This is a genomic window from Enterobacter cloacae complex sp. S1 (assembly GCF_014930525.1).
GTDB lineage: Bacteria > Pseudomonadota > Gammaproteobacteria > Enterobacterales > Enterobacteriaceae > Enterobacter > Enterobacter hormaechei_C.
The window spans coordinates 265,495-280,611 of sequence record NZ_JADBRE010000004.1 but is presented as its reverse complement, the minus strand read 5'-3'; the positions used below and the strand labels follow the sequence as shown (position 1 = coordinate 280,611).

Annotated in this window: 12 protein-coding genes; 6 read left to right on the top strand and 6 right to left on the bottom strand. The window is 57.7% G+C overall.

Features of this window, described 5'->3' with window-relative positions:
* Positions 1-121: 121 nt before the first annotated feature.
* Together metC and yghB are read left to right on the top strand one after the other, a co-directional pair.
* Positions 122-1,309, top strand: coding sequence for a cystathionine beta-lyase (gene metC / locus IM290_RS03800; protein ID WP_193042147.1), 1,188 nt, complete (start codon positions 122-124; stop codon positions 1,307-1,309).
* Between the two features lie 142 nt (positions 1,310-1,451).
* Positions 1,452-2,111, top strand: a complete 660-nt coding sequence (yghB, locus tag IM290_RS03795; RefSeq protein WP_015571869.1) for a DedA family general envelope maintenance protein YghB — start codon at positions 1,452-1,454, stop codon at positions 2,109-2,111.
* Between the two features lie 45 nt (positions 2,112-2,156).
* On the opposite strand, the gene IM290_RS03790 is transcribed toward yghB, so the two are convergent.
* Positions 2,157-3,056 (bottom strand): AraC family transcriptional regulator, encoded by a 900-nt coding sequence (locus tag IM290_RS03790; RefSeq protein ID WP_017382749.1) that lies wholly within the window; start codon positions 3,054-3,056, stop codon positions 2,157-2,159.
* Positions 3,057-3,251: 195 nt separating this feature from the next.
* Between IM290_RS03790 and yqhD the strand changes: the two genes are divergently transcribed.
* Together yqhD and dkgA are read left to right on the top strand one after the other, a co-directional pair.
* The gene (gene yqhD / locus IM290_RS03785; RefSeq protein WP_193042146.1) at positions 3,252-4,415 is read left to right on the top strand and encodes an alcohol dehydrogenase; all 1,164 of its coding nucleotides are present in this window, start codon (positions 3,252-3,254) and stop codon (positions 4,413-4,415) included.
* Between the two features lie 105 nt (positions 4,416-4,520).
* A complete protein-coding gene (gene dkgA, locus IM290_RS03780; protein ID WP_193042145.1) occupies positions 4,521-5,348 on the top strand; it encodes a 2,5-didehydrogluconate reductase DkgA in 828 nt (275 codons plus the stop codon).
* 86 nt (positions 5,349-5,434) lie between these two features.
* On the opposite strand, the gene IM290_RS03775 is transcribed toward dkgA, so the two are convergent.
* The 5 genes from IM290_RS03775 to IM290_RS03755 all read right to left on the bottom strand — a co-directional run bounded on the left by IM290_RS03775 (position 5,435) and on the right by IM290_RS03755 (position 12,893).
* A complete protein-coding gene (locus IM290_RS03775) occupies positions 5,435-7,609 on the bottom strand; it encodes a YgiQ family radical SAM protein (RefSeq protein ID WP_226876023.1) in 2,175 nt (724 codons plus the stop codon).
* 130 nt (positions 7,610-7,739) lie between these two features.
* Entirely contained in the window at positions 7,740-9,152 is a 1,413-nt protein-coding gene (gene ftsP / locus IM290_RS03770; RefSeq protein WP_017384056.1) for a cell division protein FtsP, read from the bottom strand.
* A gap of 61 nt (positions 9,153-9,213) precedes the next feature.
* On the bottom strand, positions 9,214-9,951 hold the full coding sequence (plsC, locus tag IM290_RS03765; RefSeq protein ID WP_003862497.1) for a 1-acylglycerol-3-phosphate O-acyltransferase: 738 nt from the start codon (positions 9,949-9,951) through the stop codon (positions 9,214-9,216).
* Positions 9,952-10,114: 163 nt separating this feature from the next.
* Positions 10,115-12,373: a DNA topoisomerase IV subunit A gene (gene parC / locus IM290_RS03760; protein ID WP_015571873.1), complete on the bottom strand. Its 2,259-nt coding sequence runs from the start codon at positions 12,371-12,373 to the stop codon at positions 10,115-10,117.
* Between the two features lie 118 nt (positions 12,374-12,491).
* On the bottom strand, positions 12,492-12,893 hold the full coding sequence (locus IM290_RS03755) for a YgiW/YdeI family stress tolerance OB fold protein (RefSeq protein WP_003862501.1): 402 nt from the start codon (positions 12,891-12,893) through the stop codon (positions 12,492-12,494).
* Positions 12,894-13,032: 139 nt separating this feature from the next.
* Between IM290_RS03755 and qseB the strand changes: the two genes are divergently transcribed.
* Together qseB and qseC are read left to right on the top strand one after the other, a co-directional pair.
* Positions 13,033-13,692 (top strand): quorum sensing response regulator transcription factor QseB, encoded by a 660-nt coding sequence (gene qseB / locus IM290_RS03750; RefSeq protein ID WP_022649409.1) that lies wholly within the window; start codon positions 13,033-13,035, stop codon positions 13,690-13,692.
* Positions 13,689-15,038: a quorum sensing histidine kinase QseC gene (qseC, locus tag IM290_RS03745; protein ID WP_193042144.1), complete on the top strand. Its 1,350-nt coding sequence runs from the start codon at positions 13,689-13,691 to the stop codon at positions 15,036-15,038. Before qseB ends, qseC begins: the two co-directional genes overlap by 4 nt.
* Positions 15,039-15,117: the final 79 nt, after the last annotated feature.

Genomic DNA, 15,117 nt, shown 5'->3' with positions numbered 1-15,117 from the left:
TAAAAATTTCTTATGCGAATTTTTGATAATATTTTCTGCTTATTCGATAAGCATCCGGATGCACATTCTGACAATCGTGGTAGTCTGGACGTCCAGACGTATAAAAAAAGGGTTAGCGAACATGACTAAAAAGCAGCTTGAGACCACGCTGGTGCAGGCAGGACGCAGTAAGAAATACACGCAGGGCTCGGTCAACAGCGTGATCCAGCGCGCCTCCTCGCTGGTGTTTGATACCGTTGAAGATAAAAAAATCGCTACGCGTAATCGCGCGAAGGGCGGGCTGTTTTACGGTCGTCGTGGCACGTTAACCCATTTCTCGTTGCAGGAAGCCATGTGCGAACTGGAGGGCGGCGCGGGCTGCGCGCTGTTCCCGTGCGGCGCGGCGGCGGTCGCCAATACTATTCTGGCGTTTGTGGAACAGGGTGACCACGTCCTGATGACCAATACCGCCTACGAGCCAAGCCAGGACTTCTGCACCAAAATACTCAGCAAGCTCGGCGTCACCACCAGCTGGTTCGATCCGCTGATTGGAGCCGGTATTGCCGGGCTTATTCAGCCCAACACGCGCGTTGTGTTCCTGGAATCTCCCGGCTCCATCACCATGGAAGTGCATGACGTCCCGGCCATCGTGAAGGCGGTGCGCAGCATAGCGCCGGAAGCGATCATCATGATCGACAACACCTGGGCGGCAGGTGTGCTGTTTAAAGCCCTGGAATTTGACATCGATATCTCCATTCAGGCGGCGACCAAATACCTGATTGGCCATTCCGACGGCATGATCGGTACGGCGGTGTCTAACGCCCGCTGCTGGGATCAATTGCGTGAAAACGCCTACCTGATGGGCCAGATGGTGGATGCCGATACCGCCTACATGACCAGCCGGGGCATCCGTACGCTCGGCGTACGTTTGCGTCAGCATCACGAAAGCAGCCTGCAAATTGCACAGTGGCTGGCGCTGCATCCGCAGGTGGAGCGCGTTAACCATCCGGCGCTGCCGGGCAGCAAGGGCCACGAATACTGGCAACGTGACTTTACGGGCAGCAGCGGGTTGTTCTCATTTGTTCTTAAAAAGCGCCTGAATGACGCCGAACTGGCAAGCTATCTGGATAACTTTACCCTCTTCAGCATGGCCTATTCATGGGGTGGGTTTGAATCGCTGATCCTGCCCAACCAGCCGGAGCAGATTGCGGGCCTGCGCCCGGGCGGCGAGGTGGACTTCGAGGGGACCTTAATCCGCCTGCATATTGGGCTGGAAAATGTGGACGATTTAATTGCGGATTTATCGGCAGGATTTGAGCGCATCGTGTAAAGTGCTGGCTGAAATGTACTCCCCGGACGCTATTCTGAACACCGCAAGCAGAAAAGTCTGTATGAGATGCGCCTGCGATCAACCCCGACAGGCAAAATTGGGAGTACAATAGCGTTATATCTGCTGTTCCACAGGAAAGTCCATGGCTGTTATTCAAAATATCATCACGGCGCTCTGGCAACACGATTTTGCCGCGCTGGCGGACCCGCATGTCGTCGGGATTGTCTATTTCGTGATGTTCGCGACGCTGTTTCTGGAAAATGGATTACTGCCAGCCTCATTTTTACCCGGTGACAGCCTGCTCTTGCTCGCAGGGGCGTTAATCGGCAAGGGCGTGATGGACTTCGCACCGACAATGGTGATCCTCACCTCTGCGGCCAGTCTCGGCTGTTGGCTGAGCTACCTGCAAGGGCGCTGGCTTGGAAACACTCGCGTGGTGAAAGGCTGGCTGGCGCAGCTGCCGCATAAATATCACCAGCGCGCGACCTGCATGTTTGACCGTCACGGCCTGCTGGCGTTACTTGCCGGGCGTTTTCTGGCGTTTGTTCGTACCCTGTTGCCTACCATGGCGGGTATTTCAGGCCTCTCTAACCGCCGCTTCCAGTTCTTCAACTGGCTGAGCGCCCTGCTCTGGGTAGGCGTGGTCACCACGCTCGGCTACGCGCTGAATATGATCCCCTTTGTTAAGCGCCATGAAGACCAGGTGATGACCTTCCTGATGATCCTGCCGATTTTCCTGCTGGTTGCAGGGCTGGTGGGTACCATTGCGGTTGTGATTAAGAAAAAGTATTGCAGCGCATAAATAAAAGCCGGGTGGCGCTACCGCTTACCCGGCCTCCGTTTCCCCTCAGGCTCCCTGCATGGTTCTTATACGTGACGCATCTTCCCCCGGCGTGACGCCGAAGTAGCGCTTAAACTCCCGACTAAACTGCGACGCGCTTTCATACCCGACCCGCATCGCCGCGGCGCTGGCCTTCATGCCATCGTGGATCATCAGCATCCGCGCCTTATGCAGACGGTAGGTTTTGAGGTACTGCAACGGCGACGTGCTGGTGACAGATTTAAAGTTATGGTGAAACGCCGAGACGCTCATATTGGCTTCCGCCGCCAGCTGGTCAACGCTGAGGTTTTCCGTGTACTGGCTCTCGATGCGCTTCAGCACGCGGCTAATCAGGCTGAAGTGCGTTTGCCGGCTTACCAGCGCCAGCAGCGCCCCGCCGCCCGGTCCCAGCAGCACATGGTAAAGAATTTCGCGGATAATCTGTTTTCCGAGAATACGCGCATCCAGCGGCCTTTCCATCACGTCTAACAGGCGTTCAATCGCGCAGAGAATTTCCTCCGACAGGGTCGCGGAGTTGATACCGCTTGCCGCCATTGACGGCCGGAAAAGTTCGTCCTCCCCAATCTCCATCAGCAGCTCCTGCAACTGGAGGATGTCGACGTTGACGCGGATCCCGGCCAGCGGTACCTCCTCTGTCGCGAAAGTTTCACATTCGAAGGGTAAAGGTACTGTCAGAAGCAGATATTCATTGGTGTCGTAACGGAACACGCGCTCATTGATATAGCCAATCTTATGGCCAGAAAAGAGAAACACGATGCCGGGCTGATACATCACCGGGGTGCGCGTCCCGGGCTGGGTACCGTACAGCAATCGAATATCCGGCAACAGCTCAGCCGAATCATTTCCGTTATCTATCAGTCTTTTAATCTGCGACGTTAGCTGGCGGCAGATGGCATCACGGTTCATTTTCAGTTACTCCGGGTACGGTTTCCGACGCTGACAGTGTGCGCATTTTCTTACCGTTTCTCCAGCGCGCTGTAGAAATGGGCAAGACATCGGCAGGAATGTGCATTGAGAGGATAGCGCCTGCCCGCCACAATGAGCAGCATCAGGTTGCCTTCTGCGCCACCACGATTTTTTACCCACTACAGGGAACAAGCCATGAACAACTTTAATCTTCATACCCCAACCCGCATTCTGTTTGGTAAAGACGCCATCGCCGACCTGCGCGCGCAAATCCCCGCTGACGCCCGCGTGCTGATCACCTACGGTGGCGGCAGCGTGAAAAAAACCGGCGTGCTGGATCAGGTGTACAGCGCCCTGGACGGACTGAACGTGCGCGAGTTCGGCGGTATCGAGCCTAACCCGTCTTATGAAACGCTGATGAACGCGGTAAAAATCGCCCGTGAGGAGCAAATCACCTTCCTGCTGGCGGTGGGCGGCGGTTCCGTGCTGGACGGCACCAAATTCATCGCGGCGGCGGCCCATTACGCTGACGGCATCGACCCGTGGCATATTCTGGAAACGGGCGGCAGCGACATCAGCAGTGCGATCCCGATGGGCTCCGTGCTGACGCTGCCGGCCACCGGATCAGAGTCCAACAAAGGCGCGGTCATCTCTCGTAAAACCACCGGTGACAAGCAGGCCTTTATGAACGAACGCGTTCAGCCCGTGTTCGCGATCCTCGATCCGGTTTACACCTATACCCTGCCTGCGCGTCAGGTGGCGAACGGCGTGGTCGACGCCTTTGTTCACACCGTTGAGCAGTACGTTACTTACCCGGTAAACGCCAAAATTCAGGATCGTTTCGCAGAAGGCATTCTGCTGACGCTGATTGAAGAAGGTCCAAAAGCGCTGAAAGAGCCTGAAAATTACGACGTGCGTGCCAACGTGATGTGGGCTGCCACCCAGGCGCTGAACGGCCTGATCGGCGCAGGCGTGCCGCAGGACTGGGCTACCCATATGCTCGGCCACGAGCTGACGGCGATGCACGGCCTGGATCACGCCCAGACGCTGGCGGTGGTTCTGCCTGCGCTGTGGAACGAAAAACGTGACGCTAAACGCGCCAAACTGCTCCAGTACGCCGAACGCGTGTGGAACATCACCGACGGTTCCGACGATGCGCGTATCGATGCCGCAATTGAAGCCACCCGTCACTTCTTTGAAAGCCTGGGCGTGCCAACGCGTCTCTCTGGCTATGGCCTGGACGGCAGTTCCATCCCTGCCCTGCTGGCGAAACTGGAAGCACACGGTATGACGCAGATCGGCGAGCATGGCGACATCACCCTGGACGTCAGCCGTCGTATTTACGAAGCGGCACGTTAAGCGTTTTTAGGATCCTGACTTTCGTTTTTTGACATTTCGTCCAGACTTAATGCACATCACATCGTCGGAGGTTCCCTCCGGCGATGAGCACCTGAAGGAGGAAAAATGGCAAACCAAACCGTAATCAAGCTACAGGACGGCAACGTGATGCCCCAGCTGGGGCTAGGTGTATGGAAAGCCGGTAACGACGAGGTCGTCTCCGCCATTCATAAAGCCCTGGAAGTCGGCTATCGGTCCATCGATACCGCCGCCGCCTATAAAAACGAGGACGGCGTGGGAAAAGCGCTTGCCAGCGCCGGCGTTCCCCGGGATGAGCTTTTCATCACCACCAAGCTGTGGAACGACGATCAAAAGCGTCCCCACGAAGCGTTGCAGGAGAGTCTGGAGAAACTCCAGCTCGATTTCGTCGATCTTTATCTCATGCACTGGCCGGTGCCGGCTATCGACCATTATGTTGATGCCTGGAAGGGGATGATTGAACTGCAAAAAGAGGGGCTGATAAAAAGCATCGGCGTCTGTAATTTCCAGGTTCATCATCTGCAACGCCTGATTGATGAAACGGGCGTCGCGCCGGTAATTAACCAGATTGAGCTGCACCCGCTGATGCAGCAGCGCCAGCTTCATTCATGGAACGCCACGCACAAGATCCAGACCGAATCCTGGAGCCCATTGGCCCAGGGCGGCGAAGGGGTGTTTGACCAGAAAATCATCCGTGAACTGGCGGATAAGTACGGTAAAACCCCGGCGCAGATCGTCATTCGCTGGCATCTGGATAGCGGTCTGGTGGTGATCCCGAAATCGGTCACGCCATCGCGTATCGCCGAGAACTTCGACGTCTGGGATTTCCGCCTGGATAAAGACGAGCTGGGTGAAATTGCGAAGCTGGATCAGGGCAAACGGCTTGGGCCGGACCCGGATCAGTTTGGCGGGTGATCCCCTCACCCTGCCCTCTCCCCGGAGGGGAGAGGGTTAGACCTGTAGGCCCGGTAAGCGCAGCGCCACCGGGCATTGTTACAGGTTTAACCGGTCTTACGTTTTACGTTCTTCTTCGTTCCCGCAACACCGTTCGAACGCTGATGCGCAATAGGCGTGTGCTTGGTCAGCGCCGGGCGCGTGCTGCGGTTCTGGCGGCGCGCTTCGCGCATCTCTTCCAGCGTTGGCGCTGGCACCAGGCAATCACGACGCGAGCCGATCAGGTGCTTTTTCCCCATCTCTTCCAGCGCCTGACGGATCAGCGGCCAGTTTTTCGGATCGTGATAGCGCAGCAGCGCTTTATGCAGACGGCGCTGTTTATCCCCTTTCGGCACCACCACGTCTTCGCTCTTATAACCAATCTTACTCAGCGGGTTTTTGCCGGTGTAATACATGGTCGTCGAGTTGGCGAGCGGCGACGGGTAGAAGTTCTGCACCTGATCCAGACGGAATCGACGCTGCTTCAGCCACAGCGCCAGATTCACCATGTCTTCATCACGGGTGCCGGGGTGTGCGGAGATGAAGTATGGGATCAGATACTGCTCTTTCCCCGCCTGTTTTGAATAGGTATCAAACAGCTGTTTAAAGCGGTCATAGCTGCCCATGCCCGGCTTCATCATTTTGGACAGCGGGCCTTCTTCGGTGTGCTCCGGCGCAATCTTCAGATAGCCGCCGACGTGGTGCGTCGCCAGCTCTTTGATGTAGCGCGGATCTTCCACCGCAATGTCGTAACGCACGCCGGAGGCGATCAGGATCTTCTTGATGCCTTTCAGGTCACGGGCGCGACGGTAAAGATTGATAGTCGGCTCGTGGTTGGTGTCCATATGCTCGCAAATGCTCGGATAGACGCAGGAGAGACGACGGCAGGTCTGCTCGGCGCGCGGCGATTTACAGCGCAGCATGTACATGTTGGCCGTTGGACCACCCAGATCGGAGATCACGCCGGTAAAGCCCGGAACCGTGTCGCGAATCGCTTCGATCTCGTTAACAATCGACTCTTCGGAACGGCTCTGAATAATACGGCCTTCATGTTCGGTGATCGAACAGAAGGAGCACCCGCCGAAGCAGCCGCGCATGATGTTGACCGAGAAACGAATCATCTCGTACGCCGGAATACGGCTGTTGCCATATGACGGATGCGGCACACGCTTGTACGGCAGAGCAAAGACGCTGTCCATCTCTTCGGTAGAGAGCGGGATCGCTGGCGGGTTAACCCAGATATAGCGCTCGCCGTGCTTTTGCATCAGAGCGCGCGCGCAGCCGGGGTTGGTTTCATGGTGTAAGATGCGCGACGCGTGGGCGTAGAGTACTTTATCGCTTTTTACTTTTTCGTAAGACGGCAGCAGCACATAGGTTTTTTCCCACGGCTTCGGACGCGGCGGCTGCACCACCACGGCCTTTGCTTCCGCTTTCTTCGGCTCAACCGGTTTGTTATCCGCGCACGGTAGATCGTCACCGTACGGATGTGGGATAGGGTCGATTTTGCCCGGCATATCGATAATGCGGGAATCCACCCCACTCCAGCCCGGCAGCGCCTCTTTCACCATGATCGCGGTGTTGCGTACGTCGCGGATCTCGCTGACCGCTTCACCCTGCGCCAGGCGATGCGCCACTTCCACCAGCGGACGCTCGCCGTTGCCGAAGATCAGCATGTCGGCTTTCGAATCCACCAGCACCGAACGGCGCACGGTATCAGACCAGTAGTCGTAGTGTGCGGTGCGGCGCAGGCTCGCCTCGATGCCGCCCAGGATCACCGGCACGTCTTTCCATGCTTCTTTGCATCGCTGGGTGTAGACGAGGGTCGCGCGATCGGGACGTTTACCCGCCACGTTGTCAGCCGTGTAAGCGTCGTCATGGCGCAGCTTACGGTCGGCGGTATAGCGGTTGATCATCGAGTCCATGTTGCCCGCGGTCACGCCGAAAAACAGGTTAGGCTTGCCCAGACGCATAAAGTCGTCTTTGCTGTTCCAGTCAGGCTGGGAGATGATCCCCACGCGGAAGCCCTGGGCTTCAAGCATACGGCCACAGATCGCCATGCCAAAGCTCGGGTGATCGACATACGCATCGCCCGTTACCAGAATGATATCGCAGCTGTCCCAGCCCAGTTGATCCATCTCTTCCCGGGACATCGGCAGGAACGGCGCCGGTCCAAAGCAGGCTGCCCAGTACTGGGGCCAGGAGAAGAGGTCGCGATCCGGCTGGATCAGGGAAATAGCGCTCATAATGCTTCCGAAGAAAAAATAGACAAAAGGAGCGGGATTATACGCTGGTTTACCGGGGGAAATGAAGGGGTATTGTGCGGGCTGTTGCCCTCACCCCAACCCTCTCCCACAGGGAGAGGGAGAAAGCGTTTTATGGTGCCGGATTCACCAGCATCTGCCCTACCGATCCCCTGTCCATCATCTCCAGCGTCTGGCTGTGGAACAGGAACGGGAAGTGCGGCCAGGAAGGCTGACCGTAGTAGACGAGCAGTTCGACCTGGCCATCCACCCAGACGGTATCTTTCCAGCCCCTGTCTTCCGGGAACGGCATCGCCCCGTTGACGTTGCGGATCAGGAATGACACCCCTTCAATATGGAACGACTGCGGCATCTCCGAGCGGACGGTCCAGCGCTCCCATGTTCCCTGTTGGGCGGTGATATCAATGCGGTTTACGTCCCACAGCGCACCGTTGATGCCCGGATCGTCGCCAAGGCTGATATCGCGACTGCGTACTGCCGGGCCGGTCACAATCTCCTGCGGCAGCAGGCGCATCGGCAGACTGTCGGTCACCAGCGGCAACAGGCCGGTCGGGCGCAGCGTCAGCACCAGCGTGGAGACCAGAACGCTCGACGGTTCAAAGAAGCCACGAATACGGTCAACAATGCTTGCCGCTTCGCCGCAGGTCACGGACACTTCATCCCCGTTGGTCATATCCACGAGGATCTCACGACGTTCGCCCGGTGCCAGCGCCAGCTGTTTTACCGACACCGGCGCAGGTAATAACCCCTGATCGCCTGAAATCACGTGCAGCGCGCGGCCGTCGCTCATCTGCAACTGGTAGCGGCGCGAGTTAGAGGCATTCAGCAGACGCAGGCGCACCCAGCCACGAGACACTTCGACATAAGGGCTTTGCGCGCCGTTAACCAGCAGCGTATCGCCCACAAAACCACCGCTGCCCGGCTCGCTGTACTCCGGCGTGCCGAAGTTATCCAGCCGCTTGTCCTGAATAATGATCGGGAAATCATCAACGCCGTAGTGATTCGGGATCGGCAGCGTTTTGCTGACCTCATCTTCAATCAGCCACATTCCGGCCAGGCCGTTGTAGACCTGCTGGGCGGTGCGGTTCGGGGTGTTGGCGTGATACCACAATGTCGCCGCGCTCTGACGAATCGGGAGGACGGGCGCCCAGTCGGCATTCGGCGACATCATGCGTGCCGCGCCGCCAATCAGCGGCCCCGGCACCTGCAAACCACTGACGGTCATCGCGACATTTTCCGTCGTACGGTTACTGTAGATGAGCTTAACGTCATCGCCATTCCACACGCGAATGGTCGGCCCGAGGTAGCGTCCGTTAATGCCCCATACCTGCGCGCGCGTTCCCTGGGTAAAGGACCAGTGGCTACGCTGAAGCGTGAGGAATAGCGGCTGCCCGCGACGGGATTCAATCAACGGCGGAATAGGCAGCGGCTGTTGCTGCCCGGCGGCGCTGGCTGTCCGCGGCATCGCACCCGCACAAAGGGCGATACCCGAAGCCTGAATAAACTGACGCCGACTGAGTGACATATAAGCTCCATCTGAAACGACTAACAACGCGGGAATTCGTTTTCCCTTACACGACACCGGGTCAAATCTTACCGGCGGCTTCTCGCTCTGCAACTTCTTTATCGAGCTGCGCAATATGCTGAGCCATCAGCTCGCGGCAGTGCGTGGCCAGCTCGCGCACCTGGTCTTTACCGTATTTTGAGGTATCTACCGGCGGCAGCATTTCGACAATGACCAGTCCGTTATTCAGACGGTTAAGATTAATCTTATTCGATGTATTGGAAACACACACGGGAATAATTGGAACGCCTGCCGCAATTGCAGCATGAAACGCGCCGGTCTTAAACGGCAGCAGGCCGCGACCACGGCTGCGCGTCCCTTCCGGGAACATCCAGATGGAAATCCGGCGCTTTTTAAACTGATCCACCACTTCCGCAATGGTGCCATGCGCTTTGGCGCGGTTGTTACGGTCAATCAGTAAGTTACCGGTGAGCCAGTACAGCTGACCGAAAAACGGGATCCACAGCAGGCTTTTTTTACCCACGGTTACGGTCGGCGGAAGAACAATATTTGAAGCCGTCACCATATCGTAGTTGTTCTGATGGTTAGCGATATAGATGGCGTTACCGAAATTCTCCGCCCCTTCAGGCAGACGCTTTTCAACCTTCAGGCCAAACAGCGGCGCAAGACGACCAAACATGTGGCCAAACGTCGCGACATGCTTTGGGTTACGCGGGCTGAACAGGCAATAAATCGATCCGAAAATACAGACCAGAATGCAATAAATAACGGTAAGAATGAGACGAACAATGTATAGCATAGCGACCTCTGAAGCCCTGACAGCTGACAATTATACTTCACCTGTGGCCAGGTAAGGACTTTATTACGAGCGCGTATTGTTAATCGCAACGCACGAATTAACAACGTTTTTACGGGAAATTTTATGGTAATTCCCCCTCCGGAAAGAGGGGGGATGAAACAGGTTACTCTTCGCTGTCGTCCGCTTTGCTGCGCGCCGGCGAGTCGATCTCCACGCGGTCGATTCGCTGGAGGCCGCGCATCAGTGAGCCGCGACGTCCACGCTCACCCACCACCTTCTGCAACTCTTCCGGACGCAGTTTGATTTTACGCTTGCCGACATGAATGGTCAGCGTGCTCTGCGGCGGCAGCAGGAAGAGATGCGCGAGGCCATCGACGCCTTTTGCCGCTTCCGCTGACGGGATACTGATGATCTTGTTGCCCTTCCCTTTCGACAGCTCCGGCAGATCGCTGACCGGGAACATCAGCATGCGTCCGGCAGCGGTGATCGCCAGCAGCATGTCGCTTTCGTTCTCGATGATCAGCGGCGGCATGACGTGTGCGTTATCCGGCAGGCTAATCAGCGCCTTACCAGCACGGTTACGCGACACCAGATCGTTGAAGGTACAGATAAAGCCGTAGCCCGCATCAGACGCCATCAGCAGTTTTTGATCGTCGGCCTCCATCAGCATATGGTCCACCGTGGCGCCCGGCGGCAGCGTCAGCTTGCCGGTTAGCGGTTCGCCCTGGCCGCGCGCAGACGGCAGCGTGATCGGGTCGATGGCGTAGCTGCGGCCCGTGGAGTCGATGAACGCCACCGGCTGGTTACTCTTGCCCTTCACCGCCGCCTTGAAGCTGTCACCGGATTTGTAGCTCAGACCCGGCGCGTCGATATCGTGGCCTTTGGCGCTACGTACCCAGCCGCTCTGGGAAAGCACGATGGTCACCGGCTCGGAAGGCAGCATGTCGTGCTCGTTCATCGCCTTCGCCTCTTCGCGCTCGTGCAGCGGAGAACGACGGTCGTCGCCAAAGGCGTCGGCATCGGCCTGCAACTCTTTCTTCAGCAGGGTGTTCATCTTGCGCTCGGACGCCAGAATCGCCTGAAGCTGATCGCGCTCTTTTTCCAGCTCGTTCTGCTCGCCGCGGATCTTCATCTCTTCCAGTCTGGCGAGATGGCGCAATTTCAGTTCGAGGATCGCTTCGGCCTGGGTTTCGCTGATGCCAAAGCGCGACATCAGGGCAGGCTTAGGTTCGTCCTCGGTACGAATGATCTCGATCACTTCGTCAATGTTGAGGAACGCCACCAGCAAACCTTCGAGGATATGCAGGCGCTTAAGCACTTTTTCCAGACGATGGTTCAGACGACGGCGCACCGTATCGCGGCGGAAGGCCAGCCATTCGGTGAGGATCTCCAGCAGGTTTTTCACCGCCGGACGACCGTCCAGACCAATCATGTTCAGGTTGATGCGGTAGCTTTTTTCCAGATCGGTAGTGGCGAACAGGTGGTTCATCACCTGCTCCATGTCCACGCGGTTAGAGCGCGGCACGATCACCAGACGGGTCGGGTTTTCGTGGTCCGATTCGTCGCGCAGGTCGTCCACCATCGGCAGCTTTTTATTGCGCATCTGGGAGGCGATCTGCTCCAGCACCTTCGCACCGGACACCTGGTGCGGCAGCGCGGTGATCACCACGGCCCCGTCTTCTTTGGTCCACACCGCGCGCATGCGCACGGAGCCACGGCCGTTCTGGTAAATTTTGCGGATTTCCGCACGCGAGGTGATGATCTCGGCTTCGGTCGGATAGTCCGGCCCCTGCACAATATCCAGCAGATCGTCCAGCGAGGTTTTCGGCTGCTCAATCAGGGTGATGGCGGCTTTTGCCACTTCACGCAGGTTGTGCGGCGGAATGTCCGTCGCCATGCCCACGGCGATACCGGTCGTGCCGTTCAGCAGGATGTTCGGCAGACGCGCAGGCAGCATCTTCGGCTCCTGCATCGTACCGTCGAAGTTTGGCACCCAGTCGACCGTCCCCTGCCCCAGCTCGCCCAACAGCACTTCGGCATATTTAGACAGGCGGGATTCGGTATAACGCATTGCCGCGAAGGATTTCGGATCGTCCGGCGCCCCCCAGTTCCCCTGGCCATCCACCAGCGGATAGCGATAAGAGAACGGCTGGGCCATCAGCACCATCGCTTCATAGCAGGCGCTGTCGCCGTGCGGATGGTATTTACCCAGCACGTCGCCGACGGTACGGGCGGATTTCTTAAACTTGGCGGTAGCATTCAGCCCCAGTTCGGACATCGCATAGACGATGCGGCGCTGAACGGGCTTCAGGCCATCCCCGATAAACGGCAACGCCCTGTCCATGATGACGTACATGGAGTAGTTCAGGTAGGCGTTTTCCGTGAATTCATGTAGCGCGAGGCGCTCTGCCATATCGCTCATTACGTGTGATTCCTCAACTCAGAAACCGATGGGTTTCAGGCAATATTGCCGCAGATACTACCTCATCTGGCGAGTTGAGTCACAAAGAAAAAGGGCCGCATAAGCGGCCCTTTCCGGGTTATTTGTTCAGCTTGATAACCTGCTTCACGTCGATTTCAAACTCGTTCCAGTCTTTATCGATTTTGCCCTGGAGTTCGACTTTATCCTGGGGCGTCACCGTCACGCCGTTCCAGCGCTTGTGGTCGATCTCCACCACCACCGTGCCGCTCTCATCGCGGAAGGTGTAACGGTCATCGGACAGGCGCTCGGTAATGTTCCCGCGTAGCTTCACCCAGGCATCGTCCTTCAGGTCTTTCACTTTAGCCGCGGTGGTGAGGTTGGCGTTGTTATCGACAAAGCCACCCTGCTGGGTTTGCGTCTGGTTCTGTGTCGCAGATGGGCCAGAGAAGCCACCCTGTGCAGCAAAGACAGGGGCCGTGGTCATCATCATGATGGCAGCAATTGCAGCGAATTTTTTCATCTTTATCTCTCCCTTTAATGTCGTTTCACAATCCATTAAACAGGGTAAACCTTAACAACTTCTTAAGGGGAAAATTTATTTATTTTTACTGTACAGCAGGCGCTTGCAGAAGGTTTACTGACGGCATCAAGGAGGAAATATGCGCATTTTACTGGTAGAAGACGACAAGCTCATCGGCGACGGCATCAAAGCGGGCTTAAGCAAAATGGGCTTTAACGTGGACTGGTTTACCGACGGTAAAACCGGGCAGGCGGCCCTGTACACCGCGCCGTATGATGCCGTGGTGCTGGACCTGACGCTGCCGGAAATCGACGGGCTTGAGATCCTGCGCGCCTGGCGCGAAAGCGGTAAGAGCGAACCGGTGCTGATCCTGACCGCGCGGGATGCGCTGAATCAGCGCGTCGAAGGGTTACGCCTGGGGGCGGATGATTACCTGTGTAAGCCGTTCGCGCTGATTGAAGTGGCGGCCCGCCTTGAAGCGTTGGTGCGCCGCAGTCACGGGCAGGCGCGCAGCGAGCTGCGTCACGGCAAGGTCACGCTCGATCCGGCAAGCCTTGTCGCCACACTGGAGGGCGAAACGCTGGTGCTCAAACCCAAAGAGTTCGCCCTGCTGGAACTGCTGATGCGCAACGCGGGCCGCGTGCTGCCGCGCAAGGCCATCGAAGAGAAGCTCTACAACTGGGATGATGACGTCTCCAGCAACGCCGTCGAAGTCCACGTTCATCATTTACGCCGCAAGCTCGGCAGCGAATTTATCCGCACCGTGCACGGCATCGGTTATACCCTGGGTGACGCATGAAACTGACCCAACGCCTGAGCCTGAAACTGCGCCTGACGCTCCTCTTTTTGCTGCTGTCCCTGGCGGCCTGGTTTGCCGCAAGCGTGGTGGCCTGGCACCAGACGACCGACAAGCTCGATAAGCTGTTCGATACCCAGCAGATGCTGTTTGCCAAACGGCTGCTGACGATGGACGTGGACGAACTCCGCGCCCCGGAACGCATGCGCGAGGTACCGAAAAAAGCCAAACACGGCCATCTGGACGACGATGCGCTGGCCTTCGCAATCTTCACCGCCGACGGTAGCATGGTGCTTAACGACGGCGAAAACGGGCGCGACATACCTTACCTCTACCGCCGGGACGGGTTTGATGACGGTCGGTTGCAGGATGACAACGACGAATGGCGTTTCCTGTGGCTGACTTCTCCGGACGGGAAATACCGCGTGGTGGTTGGCCAGGAGTGGGAGTACCGACAGGATATGGCGCTGGACGTGGTCAGCTCGCAGCTGACGCCGTGGCTGGTGGCGCTGCCCGTCATGCTTTTGTTGCTGATTGTTCTGCTGAGCAGGGAACTGAAACCGCTGAAAAATCTGGCGCGGACCCTGCGCTCGCGCTCGCCGGATGCGACCGATACGCTGCCCACCCACGGCGTGCCGACGGAGGTTCGCCCGCTGCTTGATGCGCTTAACCATCTTTTCGCCCGTACGCAGGAGATGATGGCCCGCGAGCGCCGCTTCACCTCGGATGCCGCCCATGAGTTGCGCAGCCCGCTGGCCGCGCTGAAGGTGCAAACCGACGTGGCGCAGCTTTCCTTTGACGATCCCGGGGCGCAGTCTAAAGCGCTGGGGCAGCTGCATGCGGGCATCGACCGCGCCTCCCGGCTGGTGGACCAGCTTCTCACCCTGTCGCGCCTGGATTCACTGGATAATCTTGATGACGTCGAACCCGTGATGATGGCCGATTTGCTGCAATCCGCGGTGCTGGATATCTGGCATCCGGCGCAGCAGGCGGGCATTGATATTCGGCTCAACGTCAACGCGCCCGAGGTAATGCGTCACGGACAGCCGCTACTGCTGAGTCTGCTGGCGCGTAACCTGCTGGACAACGCCGTTCGTTACAGCCCGCGCGGCAGCGTGGCGGACGTGACGCTGAATACCCAAAGCTTTACCGTGCGCGACAACGGCCCGGGCATTTCATCCGATGCGCTGGCGCGTCTCGGCGAGCGCTTTTATCGTCCACCGGGCCAGGACGCCACCGGCAGCGGTCTGGGGTTGTCTATCGTCAAGCGTATCGCGACGTTACATGGGATGAGCGTCTCGCTGGGCAATGCGCCGGAAGGGGGCTTTGAGGTGACCGTCAGCTGGTAGCCATTATTGCGCTGAGCGCAAAAGACTTTGCACATTCTGCTTATTTTTCCGCTCCGTCCTCGCGCGTAGAATACCCGGC